This window comes from Ureibacillus chungkukjangi, assembly GCF_003217295.1.
GTDB classification, from domain to species: Bacteria; Bacillota; Bacilli; order Bacillales_A; family Planococcaceae; genus Ureibacillus; species Ureibacillus chungkukjangi.
Genome location: NZ_QJTJ01000016.1, coordinates 55687 through 73415 on the forward strand (window position 1 = coordinate 55687; position 17729 = coordinate 73415).

Consider the following 17729-nt stretch of genomic DNA (forward strand, 5'->3'; position numbering starts at 1 on the left):
TTAAATTTTTTAATGTTCGAATATTATGTGAATAAATCTTCGAAATCCAATATATGGAAACTAATTGATTTACAGTAATGAATTGATTATATATAATTATAGTAATATCGTTTAGAAAGTGAGGAGTTTCGGTGGGAAACAGTAAGGTGAAGGCTAAAATAACATCAAATTTAGTAGTACCAGCCTTTTTCGGAGCTGGTATTGGCGCATTTTTAGGTTTGTTAGCATATGTTAAGGATTGGCTCTCTTTTTTATAATTAAATAATGTAAATAGTTATCTGGTTAAATTTTAAAGGGTTTTTACACGACGCTATACGATCGTGTAAAAAACCCTTTAATAATGTTTATGGTGTTATTTAAAAGTGCCCTCAAAAATTGTTTCATTTAATGGGCGACGTGTAGATGGCTGTTCACGACCTTGTAAATCTTCTGGTAATGCCTCTTTCTCACCTTGGTAGCCAATGGCAATTACAATTTGAAGATCGAAGTTGTCAGGAATATTTAGAACTTCACGGGCCTTGTCCTTTTCATATCCACCCATCGCATGAGTTACTAAACCTTCTTTTGCAGCCTGTAGTGCTAAAAAGCCCCATGCCGTGCCACTGTCAAAAGCATGCACTGGATCTTCCTTATCTGAAATAAGTACAGCTAATACTGGAGCTTTTTCGCACCAGCGACGGTTCCCATCTAAGATGAAGGAATTGAATTTTGCTCGATCCTCTTCACTTCGTGCAATGATAAATCTCCAGGGCTGTAGATTGATTGCAGAAGGAGCCCAGCGTGCTGCTTCAAACACGCGCATTAGAACGTCCTCAGGCACCTCTTTCTCAGAAAAAGATCTAGGAGACCAACGATTTAAATAGATAGGATCCACATCATGCTCTGATTGGCGGAATTGTTTAATTTGTAGTTCATTCATTGTAATTACTCCTTAGAAATAGTTTAAATTTAATGGGCAGCATCGTATGTATTTTTACACTCTATTGCCATTCAAAAGTTTAAACCAGTTGCAGGGAATAATCCAAAGGAACGACTTATAGTGAAAGCGTTCGATTTTGTACATTTTCTATTTCTAGCTTTTTCAAACAATCCATCACTGTATCTCCAAATGACCTAACATCCTCTAAATAGTCATAGCCTTCTGGTGAACCATAGCTATTAAACATACGAACTGCAACTATGTCTTCATCTGGTATGACCAACAGTGTCACGCCTGTATATCCAAGGATTTGAAAGGCTCCTTTTGGGACACTCGCACCAATCTCTGTTTTTGTTGCAGGTAAAGCCTTAACAAACCATAAAAAACCGTTTTGAGGGAGATCTTTATCTATTGTTGAAGGACTTTGTAATGAAATAGCTAAATTTAGCAATTCTTTTGGTACTATCTGTTTCCCGTTAATATTTCCTTCTTTTAAATGTAAGTACCCCCAGAAAGCCAATTCCCTTGCAGAAACAAACATATTCATCCTGTCACCATCAGTACTTTTGTCGATGTTCCATTTCCTGTGCTGACCGTCCGTAAGAATAACATCTACAAGTTTTTCGTGTGAATTGCTATACCAACCAGTTTCTTTCAAACCTAATGGCTCAAAAACTTGTTCATGCAGGATATGAGAAACTGTTTTTTGGGTAGTCCGGTTGACCAGTTCGGTTAGGGTATTTATATTGACTTGCCTATATGTCCAATTTTCACCGACTGGATATTCGCGGAAAATTTGCCCGTCTAATTCATTTAGACCATGTGTATGGGTTAATAAATGTCTTATTGTGGTATTCTCCCAGATTTCAGTATCAAGCTCTGGTAAATATTGAAGGACGTGATCATCTATACTCTGAATTTTGCCGGTAAAAATTGCGTAAGCTACTGCAAAACCAATATAGCTTTTTCGAACAGATGCTACGTGAAATTGGGTGTTTGCTTGAACAGTCCGTGCATCATTCTTATTGGATTGTTTACCCCAATACTCTTCAATGACAACTGTATCCTTATGAATAACAAATGTAGCAGCTCCTGAACAAACGACTTGATTAGCGGTATTTTTTACATGCTCAACTATTGGAGTAAAATCATTATTACTTTTAAAATTTAGATTCATAGAATGCTCCTTTATTGATTTAACTGCATTTTAAACTAGATAAGAAGATAGCAGCTTTTCTCTAATTAATAACGTTTTTTTATCGTTCAGCTTATATTGCATGTATATTTTTACTGATGGTAGCTCGAATTCTGTAAACGGTATGACATTAAACCGACCCTCCATCATCTCTCTACGAATAATAAGCTTGGGTAAAAAGGATATTCCCAGGCCATCCTTTATGAACCTTTTCACAATATAAGATTGAGGAATGGAAATCGGTTTTACATAATGAAAATGATTTTTGACTAATAGATTGATGCTGGGAAAGATGCTGGATATATGATTTGTAAAGAAAGGATAAGTTCTAAAAAGCTCGTGGATATCAAAGTTGACACCTGTTTCATCATCATATTGATCTAGCGGCACCACGAACTCTAGCGGGCTAGTATGAATTAATTCATCCTGTATAAACTCACTATCACTTGGTGTCAACCCAATTCCGATATGCGCTTGTCCAGATTGCAATAAACTTCCTATTCTCTCAGATTCCACAACCATTAAGGTTACCTCATAGGATGGGTTTTCTATTATAAATTGATAGATTATCTGAGGTATAGTTGAATCAACCAGCATCGGTGAAATCACAATAGTAAGCTTGACGTTTTTCTTTTCTGAAAACAATTTCAGGTTCTGCTTCCCTTGCTCAATTTTATTTAGGATTTCCTCTGCCTCAGTTAAAAAGAATTTCCCCTCTTCTGTTAAAGCGACCTTTCCACTCTCCCTTTTAAATAATTGAATTTGTAGGTAATCTTCTAATTGATGAATATGTACTGTTATTGAAGGCTGAGAAATATAAAGAAGTTCAGCGGCTTCTCGAAAGTTTTCAGTTTTACCAGCAACTACAAAGGATTTCAAACATTTTGTTTCCATTTTCATCCCACCAATTAAAAATCTTAATCGTAATAATTAAAAAGTATTAATTTTCATAATTTTACCAAAAGTATACACTTAACTTAATCAATCAACAAGGGGATGATGAAATGGATGATTATAAAAAAAACTTTCAACAATTCGCCGACAAAGAAGCGAAAGGTAGTAGTGAGCTATATGCTTATTTGAGTATACGAGTTATCGAGGATTTGGAATTACTTGATATTATTGATAAAATTCCAGCTTCTCAGCCAAAACCAAATCTCTTTTTTGCATCTATTCAATATCTTCTAACGAAATCTGATGCTCCTTTGCGAAATTATTACCCGTCTTTAACTGAAAATCCCTTACCATTTGATGAGTGCTTTGAACCTTTTAAAGAATTCGTACTTACACATAAAGAACAGCTTCTTGACTTGTTTCATACAAAGCTAGTCCAAACAAATGAGGTGAGAAGAGCTGCCTATCTATACCCGACTTTTTTAGATATACAAAAGAATACGAACAAGCCTCTAACACTCATAGAAATCGGCACAAGTGCTGGGCTATTGCTTTGTTTAGATGCTTACAATTATGAATATAAAGAAGATAATCAATCATTTAGAGTAGATAATTTCGATAATTCGATAACAATTCAATCTGAAAACAAAGGAGGAAATTTACCAAATACTATAAATGTAGACTTGAAAATAGAAAAGCGCATTGGAATTGATTTAAATATTGTGGATTTAAGTAATAGAGAAGAATTCGAATGGATGCTTGCATTAATTTGGCCAGAGCACCAAGAAAGAAGGAAGCAGTTTGTGGCAGCCAGTAAAATTGCAAATGCAGTTGAAAAAGAAATGTATGAAGGAGACCTATTAGAACTATTACCGAATATTATTCAATCCAATTCACCTGAAAATCAAATTGTTTTGTTCCATACTCATGTTGCAAACCAATTTCCTGCACAGTTAAAAAATGACTTTAAAGCGTTATTAAATAAAATGAGTTACACACGCTCTATTTACCATGTCTATAACAATATGTACGATTTAAATCTTCATCAGGAGCACCTTGAAAATGGCAAAGTCGTTTCAAAAAAGACATTTCTCAAACCGGATGGGCATGGAAGATGGTTTTATTGGAATTAAATTGATTTTTTCGTAAATAAAAAGCGTATCACTAAATATAGAGATACGCTTTCCTACTATAAAACTAGCTACTTAAAGGAGAATTCTAATATTCTTTCGGTCTTACTTCTTGTTCTTAGTCAGGCATGAAAGTAATTATTCCACTAAAAATAAGAAATATAGTTACTATCACTATGGCAGCAATATTGCCCCACTTAAACAGAGTCATTTGTAAATCTGAAAACTCGGGCTCTTCGCTATAACGCCATCTATCCATAAAAAGAATCATATCTTGCGGATAATATAATCCGAAAATTGCAAAAGTATATATAGGTAATGAAAAAACGATTGCTAAATAAAGCATAATAAGTCAGCTCCAAATTTTTCTAGTACTAGTATTTACGAGCTATACATTTAAAAGTTTCAAATTTTTGTATATTTACAACAATAAAAATACAGATTATTTAGCTTTCTATTTTTTGAAAGGTCTAAAAAAAGTGTCAATTAGATGACACCTTTACTTTGCGACTTTCTGTTCAAAACGTTTCTTTAAATCTGCTAATTTATTTGTACCCTCTGTTCGTTCTTCATTTGCTTTACTATAAATATCTTTCACATCTTCAATCCCCTGGATAATCGTTCCCCAGGTCTTTTCAAGCGATTCTAATTGAATCAAGCTACCATTTGTTAATCGTGCCATCGCTTTTTCTTGCAAGGCGGCATTATTAGCGTTTTTTAACAATAATTCATTTGTTTGAGCATCTAAAGTCTGCTGAGCTTTTTCAATCACCTGCTGACGTTTCAGTGCTACCGTTTGAGCTAGAGCCTGCTTGAATAATGGCAGAGTAATTATAAATGAAGTATTGATCTTTTGAACTAATTCGTCATTCCCCGTTTGTGTAAGTTTAATCATGGGAAGACTTTGCAGTGCAACATTTTCAGCTAGCTGTAAGTCGTATACCCGGTGGTCCAACATTTCTTTAGCCTGGACTAAGGATTGTAATTTTAACTGGTCTAACTGATTGCCAGATACCTTCGCCTTTTCTTCCCACTCAGGTATAAGCTTTGTTGATAATTCCTGAATAGCAATTTCTCCAGCTGCAATATATTTTTGAAGCTCCTCGTAATAGGCAAGATTATGATGGAACATTGTTTCTAACTGATCGTTTTCCTTTAGAATTTCAGCCTCATATTTCTTTAGAGTTATGCCAACTTGTTCGACATCCATTTGCATTGTTTCATATTTCTTAAAAATCGTTTCCATCGAGTTTTTCGCTTTCTTGAACAGCTTTTGAAAGAAACTAGGCTTTCTTTCCTTATCAAAATCATTTAAATCAAATTGATCCATGATTCTGCTAAGTCGTAAAGTTAGATCCTTAGCTTCTTCAATTTTAGCTCGCCGAATAGAATTTAAAATCATATCCGAAAATCTTGATATCTCTACAGTCGTTTTACTACCAAATGTGACGAGGGAATTCAGATTTTCGATATTTAATTGACGACGAATAGCTTGTGTTTCAGGAGAGATTTTAACCTTTTTTAGAATCTCACTTGTTCTTTGCTCTAATTCATTTGGTAATTGAACCTTATAATTTTCTGCTTCCATCTTCCTTCCTACCTCCCTTTGAGTTAGAAATGAATTATCGTTTAAAGAATCTTTTTAAAAAGCCTGTTTTAGTTTTAGGAATATCATTTGGAATTTCCAAGTCAAATTGAACAGCTGGTAACTGATGGATATCAAAATAGTTTCGGTTAATCCAAGCTTCAATATTATTGTAGTTTGTGGGTGTATAAATAAGAATATCTGCCCCTATCAAATTGAAATAACATAATAAGATAATGTCTGTTTCAGAAAAATTATCTGGCTTATTATCATAAATAACAATTTTAGGAACCTTACCAGTAAAGTCGAATGACTCAACTAGCCTCAAAAAGTCTTTTTCCAATGTTATAACTGTCATTAGTATTTTGATTCTTAAATCATCATCCATCTCTTTCAAAAACATATCTGATTTAATTAACTCGTTCATCTTACTTACAACAAAGTCTTGTACAGTTTGATTTAAATATGCCAGCTTATATAACGGGTGCTTAAACAGCTTTTCCTTTTCAATCAATCCATTTGCATCGAAAACAAAGGAAGTAGAATACATTTCCTGCCTGCTATAAGTAATTGGTGTAAAATCTACTTTTTCTCTAAAAACAGTATTAACAGTTTCCTTCATTTCAAATAGTTCTTTCCAGTAGTCCTCTAATTGAGGATATGTTCCACTTACCTTGACAAACAAATTCGGAACATAGACAATTTCATTCTTCACTTGAAATTCAGGTCTTATTTTTGCATCCTCATGCCATAAGATTTTCATTTCGTCATGAGTAGTTCTTAAAGTGATAGGCTTTGTTAAACCTGTTTCAAATTGCCTTGTTTTAAAAATCCCTACCTCTTCTCCATATAAGAAGCTTTCAATTTCCTCTTTTGCTTCATAGGTAACAGTTTTCTTTCGTACTCGTTTTGCCTCTTGAGGGAACGGTTTAATTGGGAAGCTGTTGGAGTAAACCATTCTTTTGGAGAACATATCGTTTGAATCAATTTGGGAAAACCTCTGCTCTTTTGCTGGTTCTGTATGAATGTATAAAATATCAATGCCTAACAACGAAGCAAAGATTAAGAAATAAACCTCATGAGCTTTTATATCTCCATAGAAAATGATTTTGGGTATATCCTTGTCTGGCTGACTGGTTGGATATAATTTTTCAATAATTCGCTGCAGCCAAATCAATATTTTAACAACGAAAGTCTCTACTTTTGATGTATTGAGGAAGGATTCATTTTTTAGAAATAAATCAAGAACCTGTAAAAAGGCTTTATGAATAACAGCATAATGACTATGCCCATAGAAAATACGTGAATTAAAAAATAGAGATAAGCCTTGCTTCCTAAGAGCTGTAGGATCTTGTGTTAAGGATTTCCCAATAAAATTTTTAAAATAGCTCATTTCATTGTTTTGTGGTGTGAGAATTGAACCATCAAATCGAACATAACGCCCATATGCCGATAACTGTTCGTCTAATCGAAACAACTCATTTATATATATATTAAAATCGTTTTCTTCTTCGCCCTCTACCCCCAGTAAACGATAAAAATAAATTGGTATAACGGGTGTCTCTCCCCCGACATATCCAATCCTTTGTTCAACCGGGACTAATATATCCTCTAAGGGGTTTCTCGTCTCCTTCAAAGAAACAACAAAGTTTGAACTCATAAACTCACCATCTTTTGTATAGTTAACTTCAATTATACATCTTTTATCTATTGGAAGAGAGTGTTTATCCATATTTTCTCATTAATCTTTTATATGCTTGTTATAATTTGCAAACCATAGCATCAGTCATGTATTTTATAATACATTGTTTTTCTAAAAATTATTGAATTCAGTTCTAAAACTCATGCAAACACAATAAATTAGTAGAGTGGGCTTTCTATGTATTTTTATAAGTACAATTTTTCGTTCAATTGTTTTGAGTAGGAATAATTCATAAATTCTCAACACTTTTTGCTATTGTTTCATAAGCGAAAGAAATATAATAGAGGTAATGGAGGTACGGTATGCTTAAAATTAAACATATTGAATTTATAAAGACAGTTTATGATGAATCTCTTTCACATAACATATTCTCAATAGCTAATATTCAATTCTCCAACTATCCCCCAATCAACGGGGCTCTTTTGTATTGGAAGAAAAATACGTCTCGTTCAGATTTTACTCCTGAGGGTGATTTTAAATTTTTCTATGATATGTCCAATATTACATACTACGCTTCTGTAAAATTCCCTAAAAATATTAAGCTAACACGTGACCAAAGACAAGAATTAGCTTATATTTTGTTGGACGAGCGTGGATCAATTGGTACTTATAGCTTAAAAACTGATCCTAGCCGAAAAAGAAAATTCAGACCCCAAAAAGCATTGGAAAAGTTGAACTTCCCTATGGGCTTTGATTTAAAATCAATCCCCTCTTATGTGGGACCAATCATTGATGAGATAGACTTGTCCCAATTGATAAAAGACAACGGTAATATGTCAGAAAAGTTCGTCCATGATTATTGTTTTTGGCGATATAATTTAGTAAAGCTTCACCCGTCAGAGTTTGAGAAATTTTTGGACTATGTTGATTTTGCATATATTTGCTATGCTTGTGACCAGTTAACTGAAGAATATTTAATTGAACATATAGATAAAGTAGATGTTTCTACCCTGCAATATAATTACCCTGTATTATCAAGGCTTTCTGCTTCCTTTAAGAATTATATTGTCGACGAATTAAGACGTCAAAATCTGAAAATAAATGATCATTTTGAGGAAGAAGTCGAGTTGTTTATTGAAGATGAAACGTATTTCAGTGAATACAGTACAATTCACTTACTTGACGAATATGAGGTTGAAGAAGAGGAAGAAAAGCAAGAGTATCATTTTTTTGAGTTTGATCGTGGTCAATATAAATGGCCTGGAAGTGAACACATGGTAAAAGGAATTCCCTCATTAGCTAGTCAAATATATGACGATATGGGCTATAAAAAACGAACAAATAAGGAAATGGACGCTCACTTCGAGCAATATTCTGAACTACAAATTCAATTGATGAGTGCTGTATTAGAACCTCATTGGCTGCATCGCTACAGAAATAAAATCGATTGGCAAATTGTTTGTAAATATAACGAACATTTAACAGACGATTTCTTAGTCTCACATGCTCAATTTATTGATTTTGAAGCACTTGGCAATAATTTATGGTGTGAGTTATCCGTGGGATTCATAAAAAAGTATTTAAAACACTTTAATCATCACCAGCCTATACCAATCATAATTCGCCATTTAACAGAGGAATTGTATATGAGTTACAAGGATATGATTCAGGTTAATTCTGATTTATTATTCCAATATTATGATGCAGTTGGCAATTATGATGAATATGAACGTTTACTAGAGCTATTAAAAGAATAAAAGAGTATGCTGATTTCAAAATTCAACATACTCTTAACTAATCAGGAATAGTTTTAAGGCTATTCCTGATTTTCTATTCTGATAATTCACTTTGCATTTTCTTCGTTATATCAATAACATTTAAAGGTTTACTGAAATAATAACCTTGCACATACTCGCAATTATATTGTTTGAGGATTTCCATTTCCTCAATGGTTTCTACACCTTCTGCAACTACCTTTAACTTTAATGCATGGGCCAAGGCTATGATAGCTGCAACCATCGCTATACCTGATTCCCCTTCACTAATATTAACGATAAAAGTTCGGTCTATTTTAAGCGTATCTACTGGGAATTCTTTCAAATAACCTAAAGAACTATAGCCTGTACCAAAATCGTCAATCGCTACCGTTAGCCCTAATTCTTTTACTTCCTGAATTTTATTTATGAGATCATCATTATAATCCATCATGCTCATCTCAGTTATCTCTATTTCAAGATGCTCTGGCTTCACCTTTGTCTCTTCCAGAATCTCAACAAGTCGAGCTACAAAATTAGGTTCTTTAAAATGTAAAGGAGAAATATTAACTGCAACCCTCAAATTAAAATTAAATTGCTTTTCCCATTCTTTAATTTGTATGGCAGTTGTTTTTAAAACCCATTCTCCAATTTCATTGATTAACCCACACTCTTCAGCAAAGGGAATAAAATCATTTGGAGGAATATGACCTAATTCCTCATCATTCCAACGCAAAAGGGCTTCCATCCCAATAAGTAGTTCAGTCTTCACATCCATTTTCGGCTGATAATGAATTTCTAATAGGCTTTCTCTTATAGCGTTGCGGAGCTTAGATTCTAATATCAGAATGTGGTCATTTTTCCCTTTCATGACCTTCTTGAAAATCTCATATTGATTTCCTTTTCTATTTTTCGCTACATACATTGCCATATCAGCATTTACTAGTAAGCTATCAACGTCATTACCGTGTTTAGGGAAAATACTTATTCCAATGCTAATCGTCGAATAAAATTCATATTTGTTAAAGACATATGGCTGTTCAAACATTTTCATGAGCTTTGTCGCCATTTCTGACAAAATACTAATATCTTCAAGTAGAAATACAAATTCGTCTCCATTCAATCGATAAAAGGAATTGCCAGTCTTATCAATAGATTTAAAACGTTGTGCAACTTCAATTAAAAATAAATCCCCGACATTGTGCCCAAGTGCATCATTAATATGACGGAATCTATTAATATCTATGAAGAATAGGGCAAATTTTGATTGATTTTCTTTACTTTTTTCAATTAACATATTTAACTTTTGCGATAGATATCTACGGTTTGGTAAACCAGTTAACACATCATGATTTGCAAAATGGGTTAACATTTGTATGTTTTTTTGTTCAGTAATATCTGTTCGAATAGATATATATTGCTTTGGTTTCCCCATTTCATTTAAGAAAGGAACTATCGTTGTCTGAACCCAATAAAGTGAACCGTCTTTTGCGCGGTTACAGATCTCACCATTCCACGTTTGACCACTACCTATTGTTTTCCACATAGTTTTAAAGAATTCTTTTGTATGAAATTTAGAATTTAAAATGCGATGATTTTGACCAATTAATTCTTCTCGCCTATATTTTGAGATTTCACAGAACCGATCATTTACAGCAGTTATTATCCCCTTTGAATCTGTTACTGCCATAATAACGGCTTCATCAATTGCTGTCTTTATATCTTGTAATTCTTCATATGTATGCTCCATGAGTGAGGTTTCTGTTGACTGAATATCTTTATTTATCATGAATTCCCTCCGTTGCAACTTGTCTGAAATCTCGCAATATAATTATTTGTAAGTATTATAGAACTATTATACAGCTAAACCAGGTAAGATAATAGATAAAATGTCGAAAAATGTATAATTGTAGTTACAAATTGTTCGTTTTTATTTAGTAAAAAAGTCTTGATTTTTAAAACAAAACAACCTTACTTGACAAAAACTTCAAGTAAGGTTGTTAATTGGCGTATTCTAGATTTACATCAGTTATCAAAATTATTCCCCCTCTTTTGAGTAGTACGTTCATTGTAAGCCTCCAATTGCGCCTTGGATAAGCTCAATAAGTAGAATGCAAAATTAATAGGCTCTAGTCCATATCCCTGGCAAGCTTGCTTGTAGTAATCATATCCAAGATTATACTCAACCATCCTACTTACATCCTTTCATAAGCTTTGCTTGTTCATTATAAGAATTTAGCTGCTCCTGTGATAGCTGTTTAACAAAATAATAAAAGTTTATAGGCTCTAACCCAAAATCCTCACATCTCATTACATAATAGTCATAGCCTTCTTGATAAATTGACATTTTCATCATTTCCTTCCTTAGATGTTGTTATATAACAGCATATTATTATACACCATAATATAGAACAGAATTAATTTTAAGTCAATAAAATTTTCTGAATAAATAATTATTTATTTCGATTTTTACTACCTTTCTATGCCAAAATTAAAACCCACGTCCTTTAACGTGGGTTTTACATCAACTTACCTTATTAAATTAAACTTTTTACGGCTCTGGACATTGTTGCTCCGTCAGCTTTACCTGCAAGGACTGGTTTTGCAATTTTCATTGCATCCCCCATATTCATACCTTTACTAATGCCAGCTTCTGTTAAAACTGCCACAATTTCTTCTTCTGTTAACTGTTTTGGTAAGAAGCTTTTTAAAAGTGTCAACTTTGCTTCTTCCTTCTCAATAAGATCCTCTCGGTTTGCTTGTTTAGCACCATCTAGGGATTGGTTGGTTTGTTTTATTTCACGATTCACAATAGCAATCTCTTCTTCATTTGTAAGAGCAGCACCTTTTTCTTTTTCTGCTGTATCTAATGCGGATTTTAAAAGTGTCAATACTCCTTTTGCTAGGACATTTTTTTCCTTCATCGCAGTTTTTAATTGTTCAAATACTGTTTCTTTAAGCATTAATAATCTTCCTTCCCATATTAATCATTTAATAACCCAAATAAATATATTATTACTATATTAAATAAAGTGGATTTATGCCAATAATAGAGAACTCCGGTAAATAAATTAGGAATAGAAGAACATTTAATAAGAATCGATCAGAAAAATGATATATTTTTTATTAGTCTAATTTCTCTAAAAAAGCGTTTCCATTCTCTAAAACAACTATAAATTATCAAATCAATAAATAGTCAGAAAATTTCGTATTGAAATAATCTTCTAAACTAATATAATAATCCTTACATTACATGCTGATGTTATATAAGAAAAAAGACATCTTAGAGGGGATTTGTTGCATTATGAAAAATTTTTTTAGCAAGCTATTAACTGGGATGAGCTTAGGAATTGTTGTTTGTTTAATTCCGAATGCTCTAGTTGGAGAAATATTAAAATTAGTTATTCCATACTTCCCGTTTTTCGAAACTGTTTTAAACGCTTCTGTGATTGTAATGAGTTTACTTCCAGTGGTAATCGGGATTATGGCAGGAATTCAATTTAAGTTAACTCCTATTCAAACCTGCTCAGTTGGTTTAGCTGCTTTTATCGGTAGTGGTGTAACAACAATCACAGAAGATGGTACTATAACAATGGCGGGAATCGGGACAGTTATAAATATCGGTTTAACATCTGCCCTAGCAATTTTATTTGTTCAATTTCTAGGTACGAGACTAAAAGACTGGACATTGCTTGCAATGCCAGCATTGACAATTTTCATCCCAGGTTTAATAGGACTTGCTATTTTACCTTACATTAAAAACAGTTCACTTTTAATAGGTAATGGAATTATGTATTTAACAGATCTTCAACCGGTACTAATGGGTGCACTTATTGCTATGATTTTCTCAATTCTAATTATCTCTCCAATTTCAACAATTGGGGTTGCGACAGTAATCATGCTTTCTGGAATTGGTGCTGGAGCAGCAAATCTAGGCGTTTGTGCTTCAGGTGTTGGGATGTGTATCGCAAGCTATCGTTCAAATAATTTTGGTACAGCAATTGCTCACATTGCCTCAGCTAAAATCCAGATGCGTAATTTCCTCATGAAGCCTAAAATCGCTTTACCAATGATTTTAACTGCTACTATTTTAGGAGGCCTTGCAGGTGTATTCGAAATTGAAGGGACTCCTTATAGTGCCGGTTTTGGTTTAGCAGGATTTGTTGGCCCTCTTAAATACTTAGATATTGTAGGCTGGCAGATGGAAAGTATAATCATTTCATTAACATTATTTATTGGTTTACCGATTCTTTTAAATTTACTATTCATTAAAATGTTTGAAACAAAGTTAAAATGGGTTAAATCTGAAGATTATAAAGTTAATTACGAATAATAAAACCCCCTAATCTACGTTACAATTTAAGTAGATTAGGGGGTTTTTGTATCCGATCAAGTCGTTCTTGTAAAACACTTTTACGAGAATAACCATAACGAGCAAATAAATCCTCTAGCTGCTCACCATGCTCCTTTTTAATATCTGTATCAATCAGTGTATAACGAAGAGTAGTAGCTGTAACTTTAAATCCTAGATTATCAGTGAGCTTCTGGAAAATCCGTTCAATTGTTTTCACAGTTATAGGTTCATTTTGTTTATTTCCAAGGCCAAGCCAGACAAACTCTGCCTCTTTACTGTTGGGTAATAACATTTCTGTTTGTTTGCGATATACCCTGAGCCAAATAAGATTTGCTGTAGAAAGAAATAATTTTCTAATCCTTTTACCATGAATAATCGTGATTTCATTCTCTTCCATATGTCCCCACTTCATATTTACTACTTCAGAAGGCTTTAACCCGATTTCAAGCATTATGTTCACGATGCAAAAATTTCTTAATGCAATCCATTTATGGTCTAAACCTACAGTTGCTTCAAAGACTTCCATCCAATAATTAGAAACACTTTTGATCTGATTAGTGGATAAGGTATGAATGGTTAGCTTTTCTTTCTTAATCGGCTTTAATAAGTTATCTGGGAGCTCGTTTATTCTTTCTCTTTGCCTTAAAAATGTTAAAAAGTGATGCAATGAGGCCTTCTTTCGATTGATGCTTGCAACAGAAGAAAATGCTTCTGCTAAATAAAGATTATAGTTTTCAATTAATTTTACAATAGAATCATCAAATGTAAATAAGTGATCCTTCATAAAATTTATAAATTGCTGTGTATCTATACCGTATTGCTTTATAGTATTTTGTGATTTATTGATTGATTGCAGGTAAGCTTTATAATAAGTTACAATGTCATCCATTTAAGTATCTCCTTATAAGCTATTCGTAAATTATTTTGTTTTTCAGTAGATAATGGGCGTGAAATATAGATATTTATTATTGTAATTGAAGTGTCGGATAATATGCAATGAATTCAGTCTTAAGGTCTTGTGCATAAGGGTAAATTATAACAGAGTTTGAAATCTAGTAAACTTTTAACTTATGTATGACTACGTTAATAATTTGGAGTTTTTTTGTTGAATATTCAATTTATGATGCTAGTAAAAGTTATTGTAGTATATAATGTGAGTATTAATACAAAGGGGCTGTTTGAATGCAGGTAAGAACTACAAGACTACAGGAAGAGGATGCAAAAATTATTTATCAAGAAACTGCCGGACTCGCTATTATTACAATCCACCGACCCCAATTAAAAAATGCTTTAACAGCAAATATGTGGTCGCAGTTAGCGAAAATAGCATTACAGACTCTTGATAATCCGAAAAATAAGGTCTTAATTCTTCGAGGATCAGGGGAAAACTTTACAGCAGGCTCTGATATAAAGGAGTTTAACTCGATTTCATTAGAGCAGGCAGAAGAAGCATTTGTGCATATGGAGCAAACCATTTCTACAATTGAACGATTACCTATTCCCGTTATCGGTGTTATTAACGGACCAGCAATGGGAGCTGGCCTGGAATTGGCACTTGCCTGTGACATTCGAATAGGTTCAGAAAAAGCTCGTATGGGGATTCCTGTTGGAAAGCTAGGTATTACCCTAAATAATAAATTTGCCAAACGACTTGTTGATTTAGTTGGCCCATCAGCTACGAAGGATTTTGTTTTTACTGGCCGAATGTATAAAGCTGAAGAAGCATTTAATACTGGTATGTTAAATTATTTAGTAGCTGAAAAGGATTTAAATAAATTTGCTATTCGTATGGGTAAGCTGGTTGCTGGGATGTCCCCTTCATCATTGCTGGCAGTAAAGCGCTCAGTACAGGAATGTGTTGATTCCGCGCCTGTTTTATGGAAAACTTCCACGCCCTTTGTGGATCCTAATGATTTCCCAGAAGGTGTCCGCTCATTTGTTGAAAAACGTCAGCCGAAATTTAACCGAAAATAAATAATAGCCTACCTTGAAAGAAACTTCCTTCCAGGTAGGCTATTTTAAAATCCTCAAATGATTCCTTTTACGTTAATCTTTATCATCGAAGGCTCAAATTCAAATTGACGTATAAATTGCTCTAATATTACCTGCTGTAGACCGCGCATCTTTTCCATCACATCATAATTGACTGGTGAGGTTATATAAATTGTTATATATAAGTTTTGACTATAATCCTTCATAACAAAATGGACAGCATCAATTTTTGCAATTACTCGGTACTGACCGATTATATATTTCACGAATTCAACATATACATTTTTTGATATATAGATCATTTGCTGGTGAAAATCGGGCTGAACAATTGTCGTCTCTCCCAGCTTTTCACGATTTTTTGAAAAGATCGCAAAGCCTCTTTGAATAAATCGCTTAAAAAAATTTTGTTCAACCTGCCTATAAGGAATAGGCATAACATGTTTCCCTTGTGTATTCCTTATGAATTTTGCCATATGAATTTCTCTTTCTGACCGAATATCTTCAATTTGGTGAATATGGTCGATGGGCTCAAGCTTAAGACGTTTAGCAATTTTATTTGTCATTTTATCTGAAGTTCCAATAATGAGAACTGACTTAACCTTAAACTCTTTTATGGCGTTTAAAACCTGCTGTCGATGATCCTCATCCTGGAAAATTGCTCGACGTACTGCAGTAATCGTATTTTTTTCAAATTTAGCGGAAGTACCTGCGATTTTTTCTCCATTTAAAATCAAAAGCCCATCATCAATGATTGCTTCAATCTGGTTTTCATAGGCAAATTGAATGGCACTCGTACTTTTTCCAGTACCACTGGCTCCACTTAAAGCATGTACAATCATCAAATCCACCCCTACTTTTTTTATAGTATAAATGAAAGCCTACTACTATTCTATTCTTCTTTTTTACTCAATAACAATCAAGGCTTTTGCTATTAAGAACAAAATGTCTCTCTATATTATCTATTTATTTCATTTTTTCTGAATTTGAACAGAATTTCTATAGGCTCTATGATAAAATGTGATTTATATTTTGATAGAGTATAAGGAGTGTTCAACCTTGAAAATAATCCCCTCACAGAAAATGTCCCAATTTGAACCTGCGATATTTACAAGCTTAAAAGTCTTTGCCAAGCAGCAAGAGAAAATAAATGGCCTTAGTTTAATAGATTTAAGTTTAGGCAGCCCAGATATCCCTCCGCATGACATTTTACTTAAATCAATGTCGGACCTAAGCAAACAATCTTCTTCCTACGGCTACACATTAAATGGATCACCTGAATTTTATGAGGCTGTAGCGAGATATTATGCCCGTGTTAATAAGGTGGATCTAAATCCTGAAACTGAAATTGTTCAAACGATTGGTTCACAGGAAGGTTTAGTTCACTTACCTATTGCATTCTGTGACCCAGGAGATTACGTCTTAACAACGAACCCTGGATATGTAGCATATGCAGCAGGTATCACCTTAGCAGGAGCAATACCATATTACATACCACTTGAAGAAGAAAGAGGCTTCCTGCCAAATCTCAAAGCGATTCCAGAAGATGTCGCACATAAAGCAAAGCTATTAATCTTAAATATGCCGGGAAATCCTGTTCCAATGGCGCCATCTCTCAACTACTTTGATGAGGTAGTAGCATTTGCCAAAAAGTATAATATTATTGTTTTACATGATGCAGCATATTCGGAATTTTACTTTACTGGAGACGCTCCAATTAGCTTCTTAGCAGCACCTGGAGCAAAAGATGTAGGTTTAGAAATTAACTCCCTATCCAAAAGCTTTAGTTTAGCAGGTGCTCGGGTGGCTTATATTGCTGGCAATGCTGAAATGATAGCGATTATAAAGCAATTAAAATCAAATTTGGACTTCGGTATTTTTGATCCAATTCAATTAACAGCAGTTCTTGCATTAGATAATGCAGAAGTAATTACCTCTTCTTTAAGAGAAACATTTTCCAAACGCCATACAACACTCTTGACAGGTCTGAAGGAATTAGGCTGGACCGTAGCGCCATCAAAAGGAGGCATGTTTGTATGGGCAAAATATCCTTACAAATTAAATAGCGTAGACTTTGCATTTAAAACTATTGAGCAGTGTGGCATTCTAATGGTGCCAGGTACAGCATTCGGCTCTGAAGGTGAAGGGTATGTTCGTCTTGCACTTGTTCAAAATATAGAGACTTTAAAAGAAGCCATAAAACGACTAGAAAGCTTATCACTATAAAAATAAAGACTGTCTCTAATAATTGGAGACAGCCTCTTTTC

Annotated in this window: 17 protein-coding genes; 6 read left to right on the forward strand and 11 right to left on the reverse strand. The window is 33.7% G+C overall.

All coding sequences use genetic code 11. From position 1 onward, the window contains the following. The first annotated feature begins 131 nt into the window (after positions 1 to 131). Positions 132 to 257, forward strand: a complete 126-nt coding sequence (locus tag BJ095_RS19415; protein WP_193768078.1) for a CrcB family protein — start codon at positions 132 to 134, stop codon at positions 255 to 257. A gap of 95 nt (positions 258 to 352) precedes the next feature. Here the strand turns inward: BJ095_RS19415 and BJ095_RS12150 are convergent, their stop codons facing one another. The 3 genes from BJ095_RS12150 to BJ095_RS12160 form a co-directional block, all read right to left on the reverse strand. After that, positions 353 to 919, reverse strand: coding sequence for a nitroreductase family protein (locus BJ095_RS12150; protein WP_107937038.1), 567 nt, complete (start codon positions 917 to 919; stop codon positions 353 to 355). A gap of 115 nt (positions 920 to 1034) precedes the next feature. Continuing rightward, positions 1035 to 2096, reverse strand: coding sequence for a serine hydrolase domain-containing protein (locus BJ095_RS12155; RefSeq protein WP_107937040.1), 1062 nt, complete (start codon positions 2094 to 2096; stop codon positions 1035 to 1037). 30 nt (positions 2097 to 2126) lie between these two features. Further along, a complete protein-coding gene (locus tag BJ095_RS12160) occupies positions 2127 to 3008 on the reverse strand; it encodes a LysR family transcriptional regulator (RefSeq protein WP_181418058.1) in 882 nt (293 codons plus the stop codon). 110 nt (positions 3009 to 3118) lie between these two features. Here BJ095_RS12160 and BJ095_RS12165 point away from each other — a divergent pair, with 110 nt between their 5' ends. Beyond that, a complete protein-coding gene (locus BJ095_RS12165) occupies positions 3119 to 4141 on the forward strand; it encodes a DUF2332 domain-containing protein (RefSeq protein WP_107937044.1) in 1023 nt (340 codons plus the stop codon). Positions 4142 to 4637: 496 nt separating this feature from the next. On the opposite strand, the gene BJ095_RS12175 is transcribed toward BJ095_RS12165, so the two are convergent. After that, positions 4638 to 5726 carry a toxic anion resistance protein gene (locus BJ095_RS12175; RefSeq protein ID WP_107937048.1) on the reverse strand — a complete coding sequence of 363 codons (1089 nt, stop codon included), beginning with the start codon at positions 5724 to 5726 and terminating at the stop codon, positions 4638 to 4640. A 34-nt stretch (positions 5727 to 5760) separates the two neighbouring features. Beyond that, positions 5761 to 7383 (reverse strand): YceG family protein, encoded by a 1623-nt coding sequence (locus tag BJ095_RS12180; protein WP_181418059.1) that lies wholly within the window; start codon positions 7381 to 7383, stop codon positions 5761 to 5763. Positions 7384 to 7727: 344 nt separating this feature from the next. Here BJ095_RS12180 and BJ095_RS12185 point away from each other — a divergent pair, with 344 nt between their 5' ends. Then, a complete protein-coding gene (locus tag BJ095_RS12185) occupies positions 7728 to 9122 on the forward strand; it encodes a nucleoside-diphosphate sugar epimerase (protein WP_107937052.1) in 1395 nt (464 codons plus the stop codon). 73 nt (positions 9123 to 9195) lie between these two features. Here BJ095_RS12185 and BJ095_RS12190 read toward each other — a convergent pair whose 3' ends face one another. The 4 genes from BJ095_RS12190 to BJ095_RS12205 form a co-directional block, all read right to left on the reverse strand. Next, positions 9196 to 10908: a sensor domain-containing protein gene (locus BJ095_RS12190; RefSeq protein WP_107937054.1), complete on the reverse strand. Its 1713-nt coding sequence runs from the start codon at positions 10906 to 10908 to the stop codon at positions 9196 to 9198. A 236-nt stretch (positions 10909 to 11144) separates the two neighbouring features. Then, positions 11145 to 11309 (reverse strand): transcriptional regulator, encoded by a 165-nt coding sequence (locus tag BJ095_RS12195; protein WP_107937056.1) that lies wholly within the window; start codon positions 11307 to 11309, stop codon positions 11145 to 11147. Between the two features lies 1 nt (position 11310). Continuing rightward, the gene (locus tag BJ095_RS12200; RefSeq protein ID WP_107937087.1) at positions 11311 to 11466 is read right to left on the reverse strand and encodes a transcriptional regulator; all 156 of its coding nucleotides are present in this window, start codon (positions 11464 to 11466) and stop codon (positions 11311 to 11313) included. Positions 11467 to 11656: 190 nt separating this feature from the next. Next, entirely contained in the window at positions 11657 to 12082 is a 426-nt protein-coding gene (locus tag BJ095_RS12205; protein ID WP_107937058.1) for a GatB/YqeY domain-containing protein, read from the reverse strand. 341 nt (positions 12083 to 12423) lie between these two features. On the opposite strand from BJ095_RS12205, the gene BJ095_RS12210 reads away from it, so the two are divergent. Further along, complete coding sequence (locus BJ095_RS12210) at positions 12424 to 13452, forward strand: PTS transporter subunit IIC (protein ID WP_107937060.1); 1029 nt, start codon at positions 12424 to 12426, stop codon at positions 13450 to 13452. A gap of 19 nt (positions 13453 to 13471) precedes the next feature. On the opposite strand, the gene BJ095_RS12215 is transcribed toward BJ095_RS12210, so the two are convergent. Next, complete coding sequence (locus BJ095_RS12215; RefSeq protein ID WP_107937062.1) at positions 13472 to 14362, reverse strand: tyrosine-type recombinase/integrase; 891 nt, start codon at positions 14360 to 14362, stop codon at positions 13472 to 13474. Positions 14363 to 14655: 293 nt separating this feature from the next. Here BJ095_RS12215 and BJ095_RS12220 point away from each other — a divergent pair, with 293 nt between their 5' ends. Further along, complete coding sequence (locus BJ095_RS12220; protein ID WP_107937064.1) at positions 14656 to 15447, forward strand: enoyl-CoA hydratase/isomerase family protein; 792 nt, start codon at positions 14656 to 14658, stop codon at positions 15445 to 15447. Between the two features lie 53 nt (positions 15448 to 15500). On the opposite strand, the gene BJ095_RS12225 is transcribed toward BJ095_RS12220, so the two are convergent. Then, entirely contained in the window at positions 15501 to 16304 is an 804-nt protein-coding gene (locus BJ095_RS12225) for a hypothetical protein (protein WP_107937066.1), read from the reverse strand. Between the two features lie 217 nt (positions 16305 to 16521). On the opposite strand from BJ095_RS12225, the gene BJ095_RS12230 reads away from it, so the two are divergent. After that, the gene (locus tag BJ095_RS12230) at positions 16522 to 17688 is read left to right on the forward strand and encodes an aminotransferase class I/II-fold pyridoxal phosphate-dependent enzyme (protein ID WP_107937068.1); all 1167 of its coding nucleotides are present in this window, start codon (positions 16522 to 16524) and stop codon (positions 17686 to 17688) included. Positions 17689 to 17729: the final 41 nt, after the last annotated feature.